We start from the raw sequence: 19,467 nt of genomic DNA, 5'->3' as shown, positions 1-19,467 counted from the left end.
GGCGACACTGTAAGTGCCCCGCCTACGCTGGGGGGGTGGCCAACTCCCCTCAGCACCCGACCGACCACCCTTCTGCAGACCCCTCCCCGGGCCCGGCCGTGCGCCGATCCGCGTGGTTGCGCGGCGCGGTGGACGGTCGTCCGGGGTGGCACCGTGACGGGGCTCACCACCGGCTGTGGGTGACCGCTGGCGGGTCGGTGGCGATGGTGGGCGAGGACTCGCCGCGTGTGCTGTGGCAGCACGCCCCGGCCGGATCGCTGGCGGCCGACCTCGATGAGGACGGCGCCCCCGACGGCGTGGAGGTCTTCCTGGGGCAGGGTGCCCGCGGCCCGTTGGTGGCCGTGGTCGTGCCCGATGAGGAGTCGCTCACCCTGCCGGAGGGGGCCGCCTGGCAGGACCTCAAGGTGGTGGGCACCGGGTTGTCGGAGGACGACCGCCAGGCCGCGATGACGGCGGTGGCGCTGGCCCGCTGGCACCAGCGACACCGCTACTCGCCGACCACCGGCGAGGAGACCGAGGTGGTCGCCAGCGGCTGGGTGCGCCGGGACTCCAGCGGGCAGCTGCACTTCCCGCGCACGGACACCGCGGTGATCATGGCGGTGGTGGACGACCGGGACCGCCTGCTGCTGGCACGGGGGAGCACCTGGCCGCAGGGGAGGTTGTCGGTGCTGGCTGGTTTCGTGGAACCCGGCGAGACGCTGGAGGAGGCGGTCGCCCGGGAGGTGTACGAGGAGGTGAGCGTCGAGGTGGCGGACGTGCGGTACTTCGGCTCGCAGCCGTGGCCGTTCCCCGCATCGTTGATGGTGGGGTTCACGGCGCAGGCCGGTGCCCAGCCCGACACGATCGAGCCGATGGCGCTGGAGCGCGACGAGATCGCCCAGGCCCGCTGGTTCTCCCGGCAGGAGCTCGCCGAGGCGCTGACGGCCCGCGAGGTGGGTCTTCCCGGGCCGTTCTCCATCGCGCGGCGGTTGATCGAGCACTGGTATGGCGGTCCGTTGCCGGTGGCGCAGGAGCTGCGGGGGTCCGTGCGTGGCTGATCCCGAGCAGATCCTCCAGGGGCTCGACCCCGAGCAGCGGCAGGTAGCGGCCAATCCGGTCGGGGCCATGCGGGTGCTGGCCGGTGCCGGCACGGGCAAGACCCGCGCCATCACCCACCGCATCGCCTACGGGGTGCACGCCGGGGCCTTCCCCGCCCAGCAGGTGCTCGCGGTGACCTTCACGGCCCGCGCCGCGGGGGAGATGCGCACCCGCCTGCGGGGGCTCGGGGTGCCGGGTGTGCAGGCGCGGACCTTCCACGCCGCGGCGCTGCGGCAGCTGCAGTACTTCCACCCGCAGGTGGTGGGTGGGGCGCCGCCGCAGATCATCGCCTCCAAGGCACCGTTGGTGGCCGAGGCGGCCAGTCGCCTGCGCCTGGAGGTGGACCGAGCGGCCATCCGTGATCTCGCGGCCGAGGTGGAGTGGGCCAAGGTGTCGTTGCTGACGCCGGCCACCTACCCGGCCGAGGCGCGCCGTCTGGCCCGGGCCGCCGGGGGACTGGACCCCTCGGCCATGGCCCGCCTGCTGGAGGTCTACGGCGAGGTGGCCAGCGACCGCGGGGTCATGGACTTCGAGGACGTGCTGCTGTCCATGCTGGCCATCCTGCGCGACCGTCCGGACGTGGCGCGCACCATCCGCTCGCAGTACCGCCACTTCGTGGTGGACGAGTACCAGGACGTCAATGCCGTGCAGCAGGCCCTGCTGGAGGCGTGGATGGGGGAGCGGCACGACGTCTGCGTGGTGGGCGATGCGGCGCAGACCATCTACACCTTCACCGGTGCCTCACCGCGCCACCTGCTGGAGTTCCCCTCGCGGCACCCGCAGACCACCTCGGTGGTGCTGCACCGCAACTACCGGTCCACGCCGCAGATCCTGCAGGTGGCCAACGCGGTGATCGCGGCGGACCCGCAGGCCGCCGGGGGACGGGTGGAGCTGCACTCGCAGCGCCCCCTCGGCCCCGAGCCCGAGCTGAGCGTGCACGACGACGACGAGGCCGAGGCCCGCTGGGTGGCCGACCGCATCGGGCAGCTCACGGCGCAGGAGGACGTGACCCCGGGCGACGTCGCCGTGCTCTTCCGCACGAACGGGCAGTCCGAGGCGATCGAGACCGCGCTCGCCCGCGCCGGGGTGCCCTACCTGGTGCGTGGCGGGGAGCGCTTCTTCGCACGGCAGGAGGTGCGGGCTGGCATCGTGCTGCTGCGGGGTGCGGTGCGCAGCGACGACGGCGAGGTGCCGCTGGTGCGGCTGACCACCGACGTGCTCTCCGGGGCGGGGTGGACGCACGAGCCGCCCGCCTCCAGCGGCGCGCAGCGGGAGCGCTGGGAGTCCCTGCAGGCGCTGGTGTCCGTGGCCGAGGACCTCGCCGCGGTGAACCCCGACGCCCGGATGGGTGACCTCGTGGCCGAGCTCGACCGCCGGTCCGCCGAGCAGCACGCCCCGGCGATGGATGGGGTGACCCTCGCCTCCCTGCACGCGGCCAAGGGCCTGGAGTGGCCGGTGGTCTTCATCGTCGGTTGCTCGGAGGGGTTGATGCCGATCTCGCTGGCGCGCACCCCGGAGGCCGTCGCGGAGGAGCGTCGGTTGGCCTACGTCGGCATCACCCGCGCGGAGGACCGGCTGTTCCTCACCCGGGCGCGGGGCAGGGCGGGGGCGCGCAGCGAGCGCGAGCCGTCGCGCTTCCTGGCCGGTGCGGCCTCGGTGCTGGGGCAGGAGGCCGTCTCGGAGAAGCGGCCAACCGGCCCCGGGAAGAAGCGCTCCCGGCGGCGGCCCGCGGTGTGCCGGCAGTGCGGCACCCCGCTGGAGAACGCCACCCAGGCCAAGGTGGGGCGGTGCGCGGACTGCCCGCCGGACTACGACGTCGAGACCTTCGAGGCGTTGAAAGCCTGGCGCAAGGCGTTGGCGCTGAAGCTCTCCAAGCCGGCGTTCGTGATCTTCAACGACGCGACGCTGGAGGGCATCGCCACCGCTGACCCGCACGCCGTGGAGGACCTCGCCGGGGTCTCCGGGGTGGGCCGGGCCAAGCTGGAGCGCTTCGGGCCGGACGTCATCCGGGTGCTGGGCGGGGCGGACCCGCAGGAGGTCGCCGAGAAGTTCGAGGCCGAGGCCTGAGGCCGGCCGCCTGACCAGGCCCGGCACCTCGCGCATGGTCACGGCCCCGCACGTGGGTCCCAAGGTCTCGGTTCGGCCACGAAACCCGCATCCGGGAAAAAGGGATTGCCGCCGGTGAGGCGGTGTGCATAGTGTGGGCTCACACCTTCCGGGGCCGCGTGCGGTCCTGCCGGGTGGGCATCTGACCGCGAGTGAGGAAGGAGGAGCGAAACCATGATCAACACGATGAACATCAACGCCGTGGCTCACGCCGCGCGTCTCCGCGTTGCCCCTGTGACAGCCGACCGCCGTCCTGTGCAGGCCCGCTCCCACCTCATCGCGGTTCTGCCTCTGGGCTGACGTCTGGCGCGCCGGCACCCCCGGCCCCCGCGTCCTGAGTCTGCGGGCACCGCATCGACTCCCCTCGGCACCTGCTGCCCTTGCACGTCGCCTCGGCGCGTGCCGCTCCCTGCCCCCGTGCGGCGCAGGGACCCACCCGAAGACCTCGGAAGGAACTCCCAGGCATGTTGGCCCTGGCAGATCACCAGACACTCATCGACCAAGCCCGTGTGGCCGGGCGCCCCCTGCCCTGCCTCGAGAACGACCCCGACACCTGGTTCGCCGACACCCCCACGGGTGTCGAGTACGCCAAGTCCCTGTGCCACGCCTGCCCCGTGCGCACCCTCTGCCTCGAGGGTGCCTTGGAGCGCCGCGAGCCCTGGGGTGTGTGGGGCGGCGAGCTCATCGAGGCCGGCCGGGTGCTGCCGCGAAAGCGTCCGCGAGGACGTCCGCGCAAGCACCCCATCGCGGCCTGATGCGGCAGCACACCACGGCGGCGCGCCGCCGGTTGCCGTGCAGCCCGCTGGCGCGGCGCCGTTACGCCCTGCGGGCGCACCAGCAGTCCGGGTGCACCCCGAACTGCTCCACCCGGGGCATCGGGGAGTGGGCGATCACGCTGACCCGCGTGGCCACCTGCTCCCCGGTGCCGCCCCCAGCCCCTGTGCCGGCTGCCCCGTCGAGCGCCCACAGCGCGGTGCGCCCACCCCATCGGACCGCCCAGTCCACCAGGTCCTCCGGCGGATTGCCCTCGGCGGCACCCGGCAGCACCTGCGGCGACTCCTGGAGTCTGCCGAACCACTCGGTGACCACCTGCTCGGCCGGCACCTCGTGCCGCACCACGCACTCGGTGCACGCACCACCGGGCCGGACCAGCGGCCCGACGCTCACCCATCCCGCGGTGACCACCACCGGCAGGTGTGGGATGCCCACCTCCACCAGCTGACGCAGCATCACCGCATCGGTCCGGGCGGAGAACACCGGCACCACCAGGCTCGCCAGCTCGCTCGAGCCCACGTCCCCCAGGTCGTGCCACCACCGCTGTGCCGCAGCCGGCCCCACCAGGTGCCCCACGCCCCCCTGGTCCAGCCGCTCCAGCAGGCCACTGGCCACCGTGCCCACCGACTCGCAGCCGGCCCACGGCGGTCCGTGGTCCACCACCACCGTCGCCCGGTCGCGGGCCTCGATCGTCTCCCACCCGCCGGTCGCCCCGGAGGCGAGCAGGTGGTGCAGGGCCCCGCGCAGGCGGTCCCGGCGCGCGCCGCACATCTCGCGCACGTGGGCCGGGTCCGAGACGTCCACCACGGCATCGAGCTCGCGCAGGCGGGCGATCAACCGGTCCCGCGTCGCCTGGTCCAGCCCGGACTCGCGCAGCGCCCGGCGGTGGCTGCGCGGCGACTGCGGTGAGGCCAGCGCGCACAGGTAGGTGTACTCGCCACGGGTGAGCCCGGGCACCTCCACGCAGCGGCCCGGGGGACTGCCCAGCTGCACCACGCCGTCGTGGCGCAGCACCGGTCGCAGGCTGTGGGGGAGTCGGACGAGTTCGGCCATGCCCGGCACCCTGACACCCGCCGCGTCGACGGGGTCGCCGCTCGTCCACAGGCGGCCGGCTCAGGCAGTGCCCCACGCGTTCCGGGGTGGTCGGCTCCGAGGGCGTCGTCCGGCCACCGGTGGTCGGACGACGCCGACGGCGCTGCTCGTCCACATCCCCAGGGGCGGGGCGACGGGCCTGTCGGCGGGCGCGGCTAGCGTGCTCCCCATGACCAGCGCCGCCAGCCACCTGCCACCCGATGCCGTGACCACCGACCACCCGGACCTCGCCCTGCACCTCGTGCCGCACGGATCCGGCGAGATCGCCGTGGTCGAGCTCGCGCTGCCCGACAAGCGCAACGCCATGAGCGAGGAGATGACCGCCTCCTGGGAGCAGGTGGTGGCCGAGCTCGCCGGGCGGCGTGCCCTGCGCGCGGTGGTCGTCACTGGTCGCGGCCCGGCCTTCTGCGCCGGTGGCCAGCTCGACTGGATCGTCGCCGAGCCGGACGCGCCGGCGACCCTGCTGCGGGAGCGGATGGCGCGCTTCTACGCCACCTGGCTGTCGATCGGCCGGGTGGAGGTGCCCACCATCGCGGCCGTCAACGGCCATGCGATCGGGGCCGGCCTGGCCGTCGCCCTCGCCTGCGACCTGCGGGTCGTGGCCGATGAGGCGGCGCTCGCCATGCCGTTCACCGCCTTGGGGCTGCACCCGGGCATGGCCTCCACGTGGCTGCTTCCGCAGGCGGTGGGGCTCCCGGTCGCCCGGGACATGCTGCTGACGGGACGCCGGGTGCGGGGGGCCGAGGCCGTCGGCCTGGGGCTCGCCTCGCGGTCGGTCCCGGCCGAGCAGGTGCTGCCAGAGGCCCTCGAGATGGCCCGGGCGGTGGCCGACACCGCGCCGCAGGCCGAACGGCTGACGACGGTGGCTCTGCGCGACGGCGGGCACCGTTCGCTGGCCGATGCCCTGCAGTGGGAGGCACTGGCCCAAGGGGTCACGCTCACCACGGCCGACCTGCGCGAGGGGATCGCCGCAGCATCCGAACGACGTACACCGAATTTCCGAGGAGAGTGACCATGTGGGGGGAAGCCATCGATGGGGGAGCCCAGCGGCGGGACGACGGCTGGGAGGGGACCTTCGGCCCCGGCGAGCCCGTCGTTCCACAGGCACCGCAGCCCGAGGTCGTGATCACCCGCAGTGAGCGGCGCCGCAAGACGCTCTCGGCGCGGTGGGTGGACGGCGTGGTCGAGGTGGCCGTGCCGGCCGGCATGAGCCCGCAGGCCGAGGCCGACGCGGTGCACGCCCTGGTGCAGAAGATGGTGCGGCGAAGGGCCAACGAGGCCGACCAGGGGGCGCTGGAGCGCCGGGCCCACCGGCTCAACCGCAGCTACTTCGAGGGACTGGCCACCCCGGCCGAGATCCGGTGGGTGACCAACCAGCAGGCCCGGTGGGGTTCGTGCCACACGGGGCGGCGGACCATCCGCATCAGCGACGCGGTGCAGGGCATGCCGGACTGGGTGGTCGACGCGGTGGTCGTCCACGAACTGGCGCACCTCGTGGAGGCCAACCACGGGCCGGCGTTCAAGGCACTCGTGCAGCGTTACCCGCGGTACGCCGACGCGATGGTCTTCCTGTCCGGCGTCTCCCATGGGTGGGCCCACCCGCAGGGGTGAACCCACCTGTGGGTGGGAGTCAGGGGGTCAGCCCTTGGCGGGGCCGTCCTGACCGGAGTCGTCGCCGTCGCCCTGCGTGGGGCCGTCCCCGGCCGGACCGGTGGACCCGCTCAGACCGCCCGGACCGCTGCCCTCGGCATCGAGCAGCTTGGCCAGCTCGGTGTCGAAGTCAGTGCCCGTGATCTCGCCGGGGGCAGAGGTGCCCCAGGCCTGCACGAAGCCCAGGACATCGTCCAGGGCGGCCGCATCGGGGGCTACGTCCGGGTGGTCCCAGACCGCATCGCGCGCAGCGGCACCGTGCTTGTCCTCCATGGCGGCGAACAGGTTGGCGGCGTCCCGCATCCGGCGGGGGCGCAGCTCCAGTCCCACCAGCCCGGAGAAGGTCTTCTCGGCCGGGCCCTGCGTGGCGCGGCGGCGGCGGACCACCTCGGCCAGCGCGTCGGCGTGGGGCAGCGTCCCGCGGGTGGCGCGGTCGGTAACCACGTCCACCCAGCCCTCCACCAGGGCCAGCCAGGTCTCCAGCCGCGTGAGGGCCGCCTTCTGGGACTCGCTCGGCTCGGGGTGGAACAGCCCGTCGGCCAGCACCTTCTGCATGGCCTCGGGATCGGTCGGGTCCACCTGGGCCACCTTGGACTCGATGCCCTCGGTGTCCAGGCGCATGTCCGCGGCGTACGCCCGCACGGCCTCGAGCACCTGGCTGCGCACCCACGGGGCGCCGGCGTAGAGGCGCTGGCGGGCGCTCTCGCGCACGGTCAGGAAGAGCATCACCTCGGCCGGGTCGATCTCCAGGCCCTCGGCGAAGTCCCGCACGTTCGCCGGCAGCATCAGCACCTGCTCACCGCCCACCAGGGGCAGGCCGACGTCGGTGCCGGAGACCACCTCGTGGCTCAGCGCGCCGGCGGCCTGGCCCAGCTGCATGGAGAACATGGAGCTGGACATCTTGCGCATCATCGGCGCCATCTGCCCCATGATCGCGCTCATGTCCACACCCGGTGGCAGGCCCATACCCGGCGGGAGCTGCTGCTGCAGGGCCTCGGGGTCGTCGCCGAGGCGGTCGGTGAGCGAGGCGCTCACGGCGTCGTTCACCCCATCGGCCAGGGGGGTGAGGGCCTCCACCCAGGAGGGCATGGTGCTCTCCACCCACTCGGCGCGGCTCACGACGCGGGCGGGTCCGTCCAGGGCGGGGAACTCGGTGACGGCGTCCAGCCACAGCGAGGCCACGTTGCTCACCTGCTCCACGTCGCGCTGCGAGGCCTCGCCCACCGAGGAGTCGCCACCCTGGGCGGCGGCGCGGCGGGCGACGTCGGTGGCGAGGGTGGCGTTCACGGCCTCGTCACCGCCGGCGAACATCTGCTGGAACTGCGCCTGCATGGCGCCGAAGGCGGCCGGGTTGTTGGCCATCATCGCGGCCATCGGGTTGCCCCCCATCGCGCCGCCACCAGCACCGGCACCGGGGGCGCCCGCGCCGTTCAGCCCCAGGGCCGAGAGCATCTCGTCCACCTCCGGGGAGTCCACGGCGTCGCCGAGGAACTGCCGGAGCATGTCCTTCATGGGGTCGTTGCCCGACCCCTCGCCGTCCGGGTTCTCGCCGTCGTCGGCGCCCGAGCTGCCCTGGGGCAGGTTGTCTTGGCTCATGAGTTCCTCCCGATCGGTGGTCCTGCGTGCAACACCCGCAGGCCGGCATCACTTCCCGCCACGAGCACGGTGCGATGATGTCGCAATGACCTGGGCGCCCGACTCCGACCACGGCAGCACACGTGGGCGGTCCCGCTCGGCGGGCCGCCGGCTGGGGGCGGTCCTCCTGCTGGTGGGCGCCCTGGCCGTCGTGCTGGCCGTGCTCCTGTCCAACCTCATCACAGCCCCCTACGTGGTGTTCAAGCCGGGCCACGCCTACGACGTGCTCTCCGAGGACGGTCCAGGTGACGCTCCGATGATCAGCGTCGATGGCCACGAGACCCACCCCACAGAGGGCGCCCTGCGCATGACCACCATCTCCATGTACGGCGGCCCGGGGCACGAGGTGAGCTGGTGGGACCTCGCCGGGTCCTGGCTGGGGGGCGAGGACGAGATCCTGCCGCGCAGCCAGGTCTTCCCCGAGAAGGTCACCGAGCAGGAGGTCGAGCAGGTCAGCACCGCCCAGATGGTGGGCTCGCAGTCCGGGGCGGCGACCGTGGCGCTGCGCGCGGCCGGCATCGAGGTCAGCGAGGAGGTCGTCGTGGCGCAGGTGATGCCCGACGCCCCGGCCGAGGGTGTGCTGGAGGCCGAGGACGTCATCCTGTCCGTCGACGGGGTCAAGGCGACCGCGCTGGAGGCCGTCCAGCAGGCCATCCAGGAGGTCGACCCGGGCGATGAGGTGACCGTGGAGGTGGAGCGCGACGGCTCCACCAAGACCCTCAAGGTGCCCACCACCGAGATGGAGGGCCGCACCGTCGTGGGTGTGGGGCTGGCCACGATGGCCGAGAGTGACGTGGACGTGACGGTGCACGCCGGCGCGGTCGGGGGCCCGTCGGCCGGCATGATGCTGGCGCTGGGCATCTACGACAAGCTCACCCCCGGGCCGCTCACCGGCGGGAAGGACATCGCCGGGACGGGGACCATCAGCACCGACGGACGGGTGGGCCCCATCGACGGCATCCCGCAGAAGATGGACGGGGCCAAGGAGGCCGGGGCCACCTGGTTCCTGGCGCCGGACGACAACTGCGACCAGGTGCTGGGCAACGTCCCCGACGGTATGACGCACGTGGCGGTGACCGACTTCCCCGAGGCGCTGGCCGCCGTGGAGGCGATCGCCGCGGGGGAGACCGGCGAGCTCGAGACCTGCGAGGACGTCACCTCCCAGGGCTGACCGCTGGTGGCTCAGCCCTCGAGCGTCGTCCCCAGCGCTGCCTGCAGGTCGGTGCCCACCTCTGCGCCGACCGCCACGGCGTCGTCGCTGTCGTGGGCCGCGAACCGCACCAGCGTGAAGCGCTCGCCCTCGCGCGTGGCCACCACCAGCAGGCGCACGGGCTCGGTCCCGGTCCCCGATGCGGTGTCGCCCGCGCCGCCCCCCGATGCGGCGTCGCTCGCCTCGCCGGCCGTCTCGCCCTCGGCCGCGGGCGCGGCCCGCAGGCGCTCCACCGCCAGCGCGCACCCGGTCACCGAGCGCGGCCAGGCGAGCCGGCCGAGGTACTCCCCCAGCTCGACGCCCTCCGGCAGCTCCTGCTCGATCGACGAGTACCGCCCCGCGCCGGCCAGCGCATCGGCCAGCGACGGCTCGGCCGCCACCAGGTCGGCCGTGGGAACCAGCGCGAACACTCGCTCGCGCTGACCCCATCCGTCGGCGGCCACGTGCTGCTCGGTCTCCTGGGCCACCTGCAGCAGGTCGGCGGGGGGCAGGTCGGCGCGCTCGGGGCCCGGCGTGGCCCCGCGGTCGGCGTCGGACAGCTCGGGGGTGGGGGTGCTCTGGGTGGCGTCGTCAGTCACCCGCACAGTCTGGCGCATCCGCCGGCATCGTCGCCGGGGGTGTGGCCTACGCTGGGCACCCGCAATCCCCACCTGTGAGACGAAGGACGGCCTCGATGGCGCCACCCCTGCCCCGCCCGCGCACCGGAGCCGGGAGGATCGCGCTGGTCGTGGCCGGCCTGATGGTGCTGACCGTCGTGGCCACCTTCCTGTCCACGGTCTGGACGGACGTGCTGTGGTACCGCTCGGTGGACCACCAGGGTGTGTACCTGCGCGTGGTGCTGTGGGCCACGGGTCTCTTCGTGCTGGGCTTCGCCGTCACCTGGGCGCTGGTCGCCGGGGCGCTGTGGGCGGCCTACCGCTACCGGCCCACGCGCGACCCGCGCATGGCGGCCTACGACCCGCTGGAGAAGTACCGCGAGCAGGCCGCCGGGTCGCGCCGGCTCATCCAGCTCGGCGCCCCCGCCATCACCGGCCTGTTCATGGGCCTGGCCCTCTCCAGCGCGTGGCGGCAGGCGATGCTGTGGTGGAACCGCCAGCCCTTCGGCGAGACCGATCCGCAGTTCGGCCACGACATCGGCTTCTACGTGTTCACCGTGCCCTTCCTGTCGGTGCTCGTCGACGTCTTGCTCGCCGCGCTGGTGATCGCACTGGTGGTCAACCTGGCCACGCACTACCTCTCGGGGGCGCTCTCGGTGCGTCCGCTGCATGGCGGCCGCCACGTCACTCAGCCCGCCGCCTGGCAGATCGGCGGTCTGACGGCGGCCGCGCTGCTGGTCAAGGCGCTGGACTTCCTGGTGCAGCGCTGGGAGATGACCACCGTCATGGGCGGGCGCACCGCGGGGCCGGGGTACACCGACGTGCACGCCCGCATCCCGATGCTGGCGATCCTCGCGCTGACCACCGTCGTGGTCGCGCTCGTGGTGTTGTGGGCCGCGCGCGAGCGCAGCTGGAAGCTCCCGGTGGCCAGCGTGGCCCTGCTGGTCGCGAGCTCGCTGGTGGGCTTGAACCTCTACCCGGCCCTGCTGCAGCGCTTCTTCGTCGTCCCCTCGGAGGCCAGCCGCGAGGCGCCTTTCATCCAGCGCGGCATCGACGCCACCCGGGCGGCCTACGGCATCGACGACGTGGAGGTCATCCCCTACGACGCCCGCACCGCCGCCACCCCGAGCGTCCTGGCCGAGGACCGCAAGTCCATCCCCGGCATCCGCCTCATGGACCCCTCGGTCATCAGCCCGACGGTCAAGCAGCTGCAGGGAATCCGCAACTACTACCAGTTCCCGGACACGCTCGACGTGGACCGCTACGAGGTGGACGGTGCCCAGGAGGAGCACGTGGTGGCCGTCCGAGAGCTCGACCTGGACGGCATCTCCGCCTCGCAGCGCAACTGGGTGAACGATCACACGGTCTACACGCACGGTTTCGGCATGGTGGCGCTGGACTCCTCGGAGAAGTCCTCCAAGGGTGAGCCGGTGTTCACCGAGCGCAACATCCCGCCGACGCAGCAGCTGGGCCCGGGGGAGTACGAGCCGCGCGTGTACTTCGGGGAGTTCTCGCCGGTGTACTCGATCGTCGGCGCACCGGACGATGCGGAGCCGCGCGAGCTCGACCGCCCGGACGGCTCGGAGACCGGCCAGGCCAACACCACCTACCAGGGCGCCGGTGGCGTGCCGGTGGGCAACTGGATCAACCGGTTCGCGTACGCGGTGAAGTACCGCGAGGGCAACTTCCTGCTGGCGGACGCGTTCAACAGCGAGTCTCGCCTGCTGGACCACCGCACGCCGCGCGAGCGCGTGGAGCGCGTGGCCCCCTGGCTGACCCTCGATGGGGACGCCTTCCCCTCCGTGGTCGACGGCCGCATCGTGTGGATCGTGGACGGGTACACGACCTCCTCGCGCTACCCCTACTCGGAGACGACGAACCTGGAGCAGGCGACGGCGGACGGCACCACCGCATCGAGTGCGAACGTGGCCAACGCCAGCGGGCGGGTGAACTACCTGCGCAACTCGGTGAAGGCCACCGTGGATGCCTACGACGGTTCGGTCACCCTGTACGCGTGGGACGAGGAGGACCCGATGCTGAAGGCCTGGCAGCAGGCCTTCCCGGACACGGTGAAGCCGCGGGCGGAGATCGGCGAGGAGCTGATGAGCCACCTGCGCTACCCGCAGGACCTGTTCAAGGCCCAGCGAGAGATGCTGCAGCGCTACCACGTGACCACGCCCGGGGCCTTCTTCGGTGGGCAGGACTTCTGGCGCGTGCCGCCGGACCCGACGCAGGACAACGAGGCCGTGGTGCAGCCGCCGTACTACCTGGGCGTGCAGATGCCCGGGCAGGAGGAGCCGCGCTTCAGCCTGACCAGCACCTTCAAGCCGGTGGGTGAGCGCGAGGTCCTCTCGGGCTTCCTCGCCGTGGATGCCGATGCGGGGGCCGATGCGGGGGCGCCCCGTGACGGGTACGGCGAGCTGCGGGTGCTGGAGCTCCCGCGCGAGACCTCCGTGCCCGGACCGGGCCAGGTGCAGAACGACCTGGAGTCGTCGAACAACTCGTCGCCGGACTTCTCGCAGACGTTGTCGCAGTTCCTGTCGCTGAACCAGCAGCGCGGGTCGGACGTCCAGTTCGGCAACCAGCTGACGCTGCCGGTGGGCGGGGGCGTGCTGTACGTGGAGCCGATCTACGTGCAGTCCACCTCGGACTCCAGCTACCCGCTGCTGCGCCTGGTGGTCGTGGCCTTCGGCAACGACCTGGCCTGGGGCGACACCCTGGACTCGGCGCTGTCGCAGCTGTTCTCCGGTGAGGACGGCGAGGGCGACGGTTCCGGTGAGGACGGCGAGGGCGACGGTTCCGGTGAGGACGGCGAGGGCGATGGCCAGGGCGATGGTTCCGGTGATGGCCAGGGTGAGCAGCCCGGCACGCCCGACGAGGCTGCGCTGAACGCCGCCCTGGAGGACGCGCGCGCCGCCATGCAGGCAGCCGACCAGGCGCTGCAGGACGGCGACTTCGCCGCCTACGGTGACGCCCAGGAGGAGCTGCGCGACGCCATCCGCCGGGCCACCGAGGCCGCGCCGGAGGGCGGCAGTGCCAACCTCGGGCCGGAGGACCCGGCCAGTGAGGGGCAGGGCGAGGGCTCCGACCAGCAGGCACCCGACCCGGCCGAGGGCGAGGGCTCCGACCAGCAGGCGCCCGACCCGGCCGAGGGCGAGGGCTCCGACCAGCAGGCGCCCGACCCGGCCGAGGGCGAGGAGACCCCCACCGAGTGAACGCCGGTGGCCGGCAGCGTGGGAACTCCCACGCGGCCGGCCACCGGAGCGCCCCCACGCGGCCGGCCCCAAGCCACCGGTCGTCGCAGACTGCGCGGGCGACGGTGCAGCGGGCCCCTGGGCTTGGCCGGTCGTCGCACTCTGCAGACGAGTCGTCGCAATTTGCGCCGAATCTGCCGATAACGCGCAAACAACGACGACTCTCTTGCGATCTGCGACGACTCACCCCGGGCGACGGGGCGTTCCTCGACCCGAGAGGTGACTCCGTCGTGTTGAGTGCCCCCGGCCGATGAGGGGCAGGGCGATGGCTCCGACCAGCAGGCACCCGACCCGGCGAAGGGTGAGGAGACCCCCACCGAGTGAACGCCCGGTGGCCGGCAGGTGGCCGATTTGCGTCCTACCGATCCCTCCCGTAAAGTAGGCAATCGCCGACGCGGGGTGGAGCAGTTCGGTAGCTCGCCGGGCTCATAACCCGGAGGTCGCAGGTTCAAATCCTGCCCCCGCTACCAACGCGTCGAGGGCCACTGGCCCGCAAGCGCCCGAGAGGCCCGGAACCACACGGTTCCGGGCCTCTCGCATGTGCGGGTGCCCTTGTCCGGCCCAGGCCGTCACAGCCCCCATCGGACACTGCCGCCCGCCGACCCAACGGCGCACTAGGGCACGACCACCGGGGTCGACCGGCTACCGTAGGGGCGAGCCTTCGGGGCTCACCCCGCCTGCATGCGATCACCGAGGAGATCCACGTGTCCGTTGAGTCCGCTCAGAACACCACCGCCCCCGTCGCGACCGGCCGCCGCCGCGTCGTGATCGTCGGTTCCGGTTTCGGTGGCATCTCCGCCGCGAAGGCGCTGGCCGACGCGAACGTCGAGATCACCCTCATCAGCAAGACCGACACCTTCCTCTTCGTGCCGATGCTGTACCAGGTCGCCACGGGCATGATCGCCGAGCAGGAGATCGCCCCCACCATCGGCGAGGTCCTGGGCGGCCAGGACAACGTCCGCATCGTGCAAGCCGAGGTCACCGACATCGACGTCGACGGCAAGGCCGTCATTGCCACCGCCGATGAGCAGGAGTCGCGCTACCCCTACGACGAGGTCATCTTCGCCGCGGGCGCCGGCCAGTCCTACTTCGGCAACGACCACTTCGCCGAGTTCGCGCCCGGTATGAAGACCGTCGAGGACGCCCTCTACCTGCGCTCCCTCATCTTCGACTCCTTCGACCGCGCCGAGGCCGCTGCTGCCGCCGGCCGCATGGAGGACGCCCGCAAGGCCCTGACCTTCGTGGTCGTCGGCGCCGGCCCCACCGGCCTGGAGCTCGTCGGTCAACTGGCCGAGATCTGCCACCGCACGCTGGTGGATTCCTACCAGCACATCGACACCACGCAGGCCCGCATCCTGCTCGTCGAGGGCCTGGGCCAGGTCATGCCGCCGTTCTCCGAGAAGCTCGGCCGCTCCGCGCAGCGCCAGCTGGAGGAGCTCGGTGTGGAGGTGCGCCTCAACAGCATGGCCACCGACGTCGATGCGGAGTCCATCACCCTGACCGTGAAGGGCCAGGAGCCCGAGCGCATCGAGGCCGACACCAAGATCTGGGCCGCCGGCGTGCAGGCCGCGGGCATCGGCAAGATCGTGGCCGACAAGGCCGGCGCCGAGGCCGACCGCGCGGGCCGCATCACCGTCCAGGACGACCTGACGCTGCCGGGCCACCCGGAGATCTTCTTCGTCGGCGACATGGTGGCCAAGGTGCCCGGCGTGGCGCAGAACGCCATGCAGACCGGCACGCACGCCGGTGAGACCATCGCCCGCCGCACCGTGGGCCTGGACAGCACCGAGCCGTACGAGTACCACGACAAGGGTTCCTTCGCGATCATCGCCCGCGGCAAGGGTGTGGGCTACATCGGCGCGGACAAGAAGTTCGAGCTCACCCGCACCCCGGCGTGGCTGATGTGGCTGGGCATCCACCTGTTCTACCTGCCGGGTCTGCGCAACCGTGCGGTCGCGCTGAAGTCCTGGGTGGCCGACGCCACCGGGGCAGGCTCCTCGAAGGAGCTGGAGCAGGTCCGCGACGCCGACGCCCCGGACATGCGCCAGGTGGAGCGCGGCCAGGCCTGAGCCGCCGCGGTCCTCGACCGCCGCTGACGACGCCCCCCACATCGACTCGATGCGGGGGGGCGTCGACGTAGGGTGACGCCATGCCCTTGGACCTCCCCCTCGTCGAGTGTTCCCTGCCCAACGGACTGCGGGTGGTGGTGCAGCCCGACCACACGGCGCCGGTGGTGGCCGTCAACCTGTGGGTCCGTGTCGGCAGCGGCCATGAGGCGCCGGGCCACACCGGGTTCGCGCATCTCTTCGAGCACCTGATGTTCCAGGGCTCGGCGAACGTGGCCACCGGCGAGCACTTCTCGCGGTTGATGGCCGTGGGCGGGTCCGCGAACGCCACCACCTCACTGGACCGCACCAACTACTTCGAGACCTTGCCCTCCGGCGCGCTGGACCTGGCGCTGTGGCTGGAGTCCGACCGCCACCTGCACCTGCGCGAGGCGCTCGACCAGGGCACCCTCGACAATCAGCGGTCGGTGGTGGTGGAGGAGAAGCGCCAGCGCTACGACAACCAGCCGTACGGCAGCGCGTTCCACCGCATCCAGGCCGCGCTGTTCCCGGCCGGGCACCCGTACCACCACCCGACGATCGGCTCCATGGACGACCTCGCGGCGGCCTCGTTGGCCGACGCGCGCGCCTTCCACGCCCGCCACTACCGCCCGGACACCACGGTGCTCACCCTGGTGGGCGACGTGGAGCCGGAGCACGCGCTGGAGCGGGTGGCCCACTGGTTCGGCCAGTGGCGGGCCCCCGCCGAGCCGGCCGAGACGCCGCCCCTGGCGCCGCTGGGCCCGCTCACCGGTGACGGCCCGCGCTTTGCGACCGTGCCCGATGCGGTGCCGTCCCCGCGCGTGCACGTCACCTTCCGCGCGCCGGGCGAGGAGCACCACGACCACCTGCCGTTGTCGCTGGCGATGGACGTGGTGGCCGGGTTGGCCTCCTCGCGGCTGGCGCAGCGCCTGTTGCGCCGGGACGAGAGCGTCCACGGCGTGCAGGGCCACGTGATGGGCTCGGCCGCCGGCGTCTCACCGGGGCTGGTGGTGGCCGATGTGGCCGATGGCCACGACCCGCGCCGGGTCGCGCTGGACGTGGTGGAGGAGCTCGGACGGGTCGCGACCGATGGGGTGAGCGCGGACGACATCGCGACCGTCCTGGCGGACACCGAGCGGTCCTGGCTGTCGTCACTGGCCCACCACGACGACCGGGCCGACGTGCTGGGCCACTTCGCCACCCTGCGCGGTGGTGCCGAGCGGGCCTGGCACTGGCTGGACGAGCTGCAGGCCGTGACGGCCGAGGACGTCCAGCGCGCCGCCGAGGCCTGGTGGCAGCCCGGCGCCTTCGAGGTGCTCACCTTCCAACCGCAGGAGGCCGTGTGATGTCGCAGACCGACCGTTCGCAGACCAGCGCCGCCGGCGCGGCCCAGGCCACCGCGGCGGACCGTTCGCAGGCGCCCGCCGTGGAGCAGCCGCGGGCCTGGGCCTACCCGCAGTCCGCGCAGCTCGACCTGACCGGTGCCGGCGGGGTGCGCGTGTTCGACCTGCCCGGGCAGAAGGTCGTCAGCGTGGAGGTGGCCGTGCCCATGCCGTGGGCGGCCGAGCCGCGGGAGATCGAGGGCGTGGGCGTCATCGTGGCAGCCACCCTGGAGGAGGGCACGGGCTCCAAGGACGCCGACCAGGTGGCCCGGGCGTTCGAGCGCCTCGGGGTGGACTTCTCGGTGATCTCCTCGGAGTTCGGCCTGCTGGTGGGCCTCGAGGCCACGCCGGACCGCCTGGCCCAGGGCCTGCGGCTGCTGGCGGAGGTGCTCGCGGAGCCGTCCTTCCCCGAGGCCGCGGTGGCCCGGGAGGTGCGGGGGCGGCTGTTCGACATCGCCCAGGAGCTGAACTCCCCGGCCAGCCGGGCCGCGCGCGAGTTCGCCGCGCTGTTGCACGGCGCCGACGCGCGCGAGGGCCGTCCGGGTGCCGGGAGCGCGGAGACCGTGCAGGCCGTCACGGTCGATGCGGTGCGCGCCCACCACCGCGCGTGGGTGCGCCCGGCGCGTGCTGAGGTGGTGGTGGCCGGTGACCTGGCGGGTCAGGGTGCGCAGGAGGTGGCCGCGATGGTGCAGCGCGAGCTCGTGGACCCGTGGTCCGAGCAGGTGGCCCAGTGGCCCGAGGAGGCTGCGGAGGCTGCTGCGGACGCCGCCGAGGTGCCCGGTCGCGAGACCGGTGCGGCAGGTGCGGCGCCGGCGAGCGACGCGGCAGGCGAAGGCGACGGCGCAGGCCGTGGCGACGGCGCCCCCATCGAGACGGCGGGGGAGGAGGCCCAGCCCCCGCTGGAGGTGCTGACGGTCGACCGTCCCGGCGCCGCGCAGACCGAGGTGCGATTGGGCTGGCTCGGCCCGACGCGGCACGCCGAGGGTGGCTTCGCCCCCTATGCACCCTTGGCGGTGCACGTGGGCGCGTCGCCGGCGTCCCTGCTCGATGCGGTGCTCCGTGAGGAGAAGGGGTGGACCTACGGCATGCGTGCGGGTTTCCGTCCGCGCTCGCGGGTGGGGGAGTTCACCGTCTCGGGGAGCTTCACCACCGAGGCCACGGCGGAGGCAGTGCACGAGATGGTGCGTCTGCTGCGGACGGTGCGTGACGGCATCGAGGAGAGGGCCGCCACCGAGGCGCGGGACTACGCGCTGTTGACGGCGCCCATGCGGTACGCCACCGCGCAGGTGGTCGCGCACGAGGCCGCGGTGCTGGCGCTGGACGGGCTCACACCGGAGTACACGACGCGCACCTTGGCCGAGTTGGCCGAGCTGGACGCCGCCGCGATGGTGGACGCCTGGCGCCGCTGGAGCGGTGGCCGCTGGGTGATGGTGCTCGTGGGTGACACCTCGGTGTGGGGCGACGGCTTGGCGGGCCTGTCGGACCACCAGACACTCGTGGAGGCGTGACGGCTCCGGGGCAGCCGTGGGGCCGCCCGGCTTTCACTGACGAGACCGAGATCGGGGGCGCCGACGCTGTCCCCGAGAAGACCACGGGCAGCGAGACCCGGGACGACGCGGAGTTCTGAACCACGCGGACCGCGTGAGCATCACTGCCGCCCTGCGACGCCCATGACCCAGGCGGAGCTCGGCGGGCCGGTTGGCCGCCCGACGCGCACAGCAAGCGGCCCCTGCCGGAGCGCGGCTCCGGCAGGGGCCGCTGTGACCCGCGTCGCGGCGGAGTGGGTGATCAGGGGCAGCCGATGGGCGGCACGGTCAGCTCGAAGTCCGTGAAGAAGACGCGCTGTGCGCGGTCCTCCTTCGGGTCGTAGCCGCGGTCGTGGTTGGCGTACTCGACGGTGAACTCCGTGATCTGCTCGCCGTGCAGCTTCAGGTTGTTGTCACCGGAGTCGTTATCGGTTGCGCCGGTTACCTTGGGCCGGTAGAAGCCCGAACGCGTCACCTCGAGGGTGTCTTGGGGGGTCGCAACGAGGTTGCTGCCCGGGCGGACCGCGTCACGGAAGTCGTCCGGGTTCCAGTCGATGTCCGTGATCTGGAAGTCCAGGGTGGTCAGGGTGCGGTCGAAGGTGAAGGTGACCGTCTGGTAACCGTTAAGCCTGCGGTGCCCAAAGTCGTTCTGGTGGAGGATGAGGCCGGGCTCCCCAGTACCGCCGATGTCGAATGTGCTCAACTTCAGCTGGTCGTCGGTGGTTCGCTCACCGTTCGGCCTCATGTTCTCGAACTTGGCGCGGATGTCCAGTTGCATGGTCGAGCCGTCCGACAGCGGGATCGTGTAGTAACCCTCATAGGGGGAGACCCGCACGTAGTTTGCAGACTCCCAGTCGACGGTCACCGGGGTGGGCTCACACGGGTCGGTGCTGGCTGCGAGGGCCGGGGCGGACCCGGCGACGACGACGGCTGGGGCGGTCCAGGCGGCGCCGCGCAGAACGGTGCGGCGCGTGGTGGTGTTGCTGGTCATGGGATCTCCTCGGGACAACCTGAGGCCCACTGGCTGGGCCGATCTAGATGGTAGCGAAGGTCCCCTCAAAGTTACCACGCCCGGATG

General features: G+C 72.8%; 15 protein-coding genes and 1 tRNA gene. 12 read left to right on the top strand and 4 right to left on the bottom strand.

Translation table 11 applies throughout. From position 1 onward, the window contains the following. Positions 1 to 35: 35 nt before the first annotated feature. The 3 genes from nudC to KSED_RS09375 all read left to right on the top strand — a co-directional run bounded on the left by nudC (position 36) and on the right by KSED_RS09375 (position 3,938). Positions 36 to 1,037 carry an NAD(+) diphosphatase gene (nudC, locus tag KSED_RS09385; RefSeq protein WP_143827373.1) on the top strand — a complete coding sequence of 334 codons (1,002 nt, stop codon included), beginning with the start codon at positions 36 to 38 and terminating at the stop codon, positions 1,035 to 1,037. Further along, the gene (locus KSED_RS09380) at positions 985 to 3,144 is read left to right on the top strand and encodes an ATP-dependent DNA helicase UvrD2 (RefSeq protein ID WP_049758510.1); all 2,160 of its coding nucleotides are present in this window, start codon (positions 985 to 987) and stop codon (positions 3,142 to 3,144) included. The genes nudC and KSED_RS09380 overlap by 53 nt, the downstream gene beginning before the upstream one ends. A gap of 503 nt (positions 3,145 to 3,647) precedes the next feature. Further along, positions 3,648 to 3,938 (top strand): WhiB family transcriptional regulator, encoded by a 291-nt coding sequence (locus KSED_RS09375; protein WP_015779853.1) that lies wholly within the window; start codon positions 3,648 to 3,650, stop codon positions 3,936 to 3,938. A gap of 61 nt (positions 3,939 to 3,999) precedes the next feature. Here KSED_RS09375 and KSED_RS09370 read toward each other — a convergent pair whose 3' ends face one another. After that, the gene (locus KSED_RS09370; protein ID WP_015779852.1) at positions 4,000 to 5,010 is read right to left on the bottom strand and encodes a hypothetical protein; all 1,011 of its coding nucleotides are present in this window, start codon (positions 5,008 to 5,010) and stop codon (positions 4,000 to 4,002) included. Positions 5,011 to 5,218: 208 nt separating this feature from the next. Here KSED_RS09370 and KSED_RS09365 point away from each other — a divergent pair, with 208 nt between their 5' ends. Next, entirely contained in the window at positions 5,219 to 6,061 is an 843-nt protein-coding gene (locus KSED_RS09365; RefSeq protein WP_015779851.1) for an enoyl-CoA hydratase/isomerase family protein, read from the top strand. A 2-nt stretch (positions 6,062 to 6,063) separates the two neighbouring features. Beyond that, complete coding sequence (locus KSED_RS09360; RefSeq protein ID WP_015779850.1) at positions 6,064 to 6,660, top strand: M48 metallopeptidase family protein; 597 nt, start codon at positions 6,064 to 6,066, stop codon at positions 6,658 to 6,660. A 27-nt stretch (positions 6,661 to 6,687) separates the two neighbouring features. Here KSED_RS09360 and KSED_RS09355 read toward each other — a convergent pair whose 3' ends face one another. After that, positions 6,688 to 8,295, bottom strand: coding sequence for a zinc-dependent metalloprotease (locus tag KSED_RS09355; protein WP_015779849.1), 1,608 nt, complete (start codon positions 8,293 to 8,295; stop codon positions 6,688 to 6,690). An 85-nt stretch (positions 8,296 to 8,380) separates the two neighbouring features. Between KSED_RS09355 and KSED_RS14655 the strand changes: the two genes are divergently transcribed. Further along, positions 8,381 to 9,505: a YlbL family protein gene (locus KSED_RS14655; protein WP_015779848.1), complete on the top strand. Its 1,125-nt coding sequence runs from the start codon at positions 8,381 to 8,383 to the stop codon at positions 9,503 to 9,505. Positions 9,506 to 9,516: 11 nt separating this feature from the next. Here KSED_RS14655 and KSED_RS09345 read toward each other — a convergent pair whose 3' ends face one another. Beyond that, a complete protein-coding gene (locus KSED_RS09345) occupies positions 9,517 to 10,122 on the bottom strand; it encodes a PPA1309 family protein (protein ID WP_237699523.1) in 606 nt (201 codons plus the stop codon). A 95-nt stretch (positions 10,123 to 10,217) separates the two neighbouring features. Between KSED_RS09345 and KSED_RS09340 the strand changes: the two genes are divergently transcribed. The 6 genes from KSED_RS09340 to KSED_RS15560 all read left to right on the top strand — a co-directional run bounded on the left by KSED_RS09340 (position 10,218) and on the right by KSED_RS15560 (position 18,490). After that, positions 10,218 to 13,355: a UPF0182 family membrane protein gene (locus tag KSED_RS09340; protein ID WP_015779846.1), complete on the top strand. Its 3,138-nt coding sequence runs from the start codon at positions 10,218 to 10,220 to the stop codon at positions 13,353 to 13,355. A gap of 432 nt (positions 13,356 to 13,787) precedes the next feature. Then, positions 13,788 to 13,864, top strand: a tRNA-Met gene (locus KSED_RS09335). A gap of 234 nt (positions 13,865 to 14,098) precedes the next feature. Beyond that, positions 14,099 to 15,463 carry an NAD(P)/FAD-dependent oxidoreductase gene (locus KSED_RS09330; RefSeq protein ID WP_015779845.1) on the top strand — a complete coding sequence of 455 codons (1,365 nt, stop codon included), beginning with the start codon at positions 14,099 to 14,101 and terminating at the stop codon, positions 15,461 to 15,463. 80 nt (positions 15,464 to 15,543) lie between these two features. Beyond that, positions 15,544 to 16,827, top strand: a complete 1,284-nt coding sequence (locus KSED_RS09325; RefSeq protein ID WP_015779844.1) for a M16 family metallopeptidase — start codon at positions 15,544 to 15,546, stop codon at positions 16,825 to 16,827. Next, positions 16,827 to 18,371, top strand: a complete 1,545-nt coding sequence (locus tag KSED_RS09320) for a M16 family metallopeptidase (RefSeq protein ID WP_015779843.1) — start codon at positions 16,827 to 16,829, stop codon at positions 18,369 to 18,371. The genes KSED_RS09325 and KSED_RS09320 overlap by 1 nt, the downstream gene beginning before the upstream one ends. Next, positions 18,368 to 18,490 (top strand): hypothetical protein, encoded by a 123-nt coding sequence (locus tag KSED_RS15560; protein ID WP_015779842.1) that lies wholly within the window; start codon positions 18,368 to 18,370, stop codon positions 18,488 to 18,490. The genes KSED_RS09320 and KSED_RS15560 overlap by 4 nt, the downstream gene beginning before the upstream one ends. A 161-nt stretch (positions 18,491 to 18,651) precedes the next feature. On the opposite strand, the gene KSED_RS09315 is transcribed toward KSED_RS15560, so the two are convergent. Continuing rightward, positions 18,652 to 19,380: a hypothetical protein gene (locus KSED_RS09315; RefSeq protein ID WP_015779841.1), complete on the bottom strand. Its 729-nt coding sequence runs from the start codon at positions 19,378 to 19,380 to the stop codon at positions 18,652 to 18,654. Positions 19,381 to 19,467 lie beyond the last annotated feature (87 nt).

The organism is Kytococcus sedentarius DSM 20547, assembly GCF_000023925.1.
GTDB classification, from domain to species: domain Bacteria; phylum Actinomycetota; class Actinomycetes; order Actinomycetales; family Dermatophilaceae; genus Kytococcus; species Kytococcus sedentarius.
Note: the sequence above shows the minus strand (reverse complement) of the source record. Positions and strands in the feature narration are given on the sequence as shown.

Coding starts and splice junctions, on each gene's coding strand:
- KSED_RS09380 (WP_049758510.1), top strand. CDS start 985: ATGGCGGTCCGTTGCCGGTGGCGCAGGAGCTGCGGGGGTCCGTGCGTG.
- KSED_RS14655 (WP_015779848.1), top strand. CDS start 8,381: ATGACCTGGGCGCCCGACTCCGACCACGGCAGCACACGTGGGCGGTCC.
- KSED_RS09360 (WP_015779850.1), top strand. CDS start 6,064: ATGTGGGGGGAAGCCATCGATGGGGGAGCCCAGCGGCGGGACGACGGC.
- KSED_RS09365 (WP_015779851.1), top strand. CDS start 5,219: ATGACCAGCGCCGCCAGCCACCTGCCACCCGATGCCGTGACCACCGAC.
- KSED_RS09315 (WP_015779841.1), bottom strand. CDS start 19,380: ATGACCAGCAACACCACCACGCGCCGCACCGTTCTGCGCGGCGCCGCC.
- KSED_RS09370 (WP_015779852.1), bottom strand. CDS start 5,010: ATGGCCGAACTCGTCCGACTCCCCCACAGCCTGCGACCGGTGCTGCGC.
- KSED_RS09375 (WP_015779853.1), top strand. CDS start 3,648: ATGTTGGCCCTGGCAGATCACCAGACACTCATCGACCAAGCCCGTGTG.
- KSED_RS09355 (WP_015779849.1), bottom strand. CDS start 8,295: ATGAGCCAAGACAACCTGCCCCAGGGCAGCTCGGGCGCCGACGACGGC.
- KSED_RS09340 (WP_015779846.1), top strand. CDS start 10,218: ATGGCGCCACCCCTGCCCCGCCCGCGCACCGGAGCCGGGAGGATCGCG.
- KSED_RS09325 (WP_015779844.1), top strand. CDS start 15,544: ATGCCCTTGGACCTCCCCCTCGTCGAGTGTTCCCTGCCCAACGGACTG.
- KSED_RS09320 (WP_015779843.1), top strand. CDS start 16,827: ATGTCGCAGACCGACCGTTCGCAGACCAGCGCCGCCGGCGCGGCCCAG.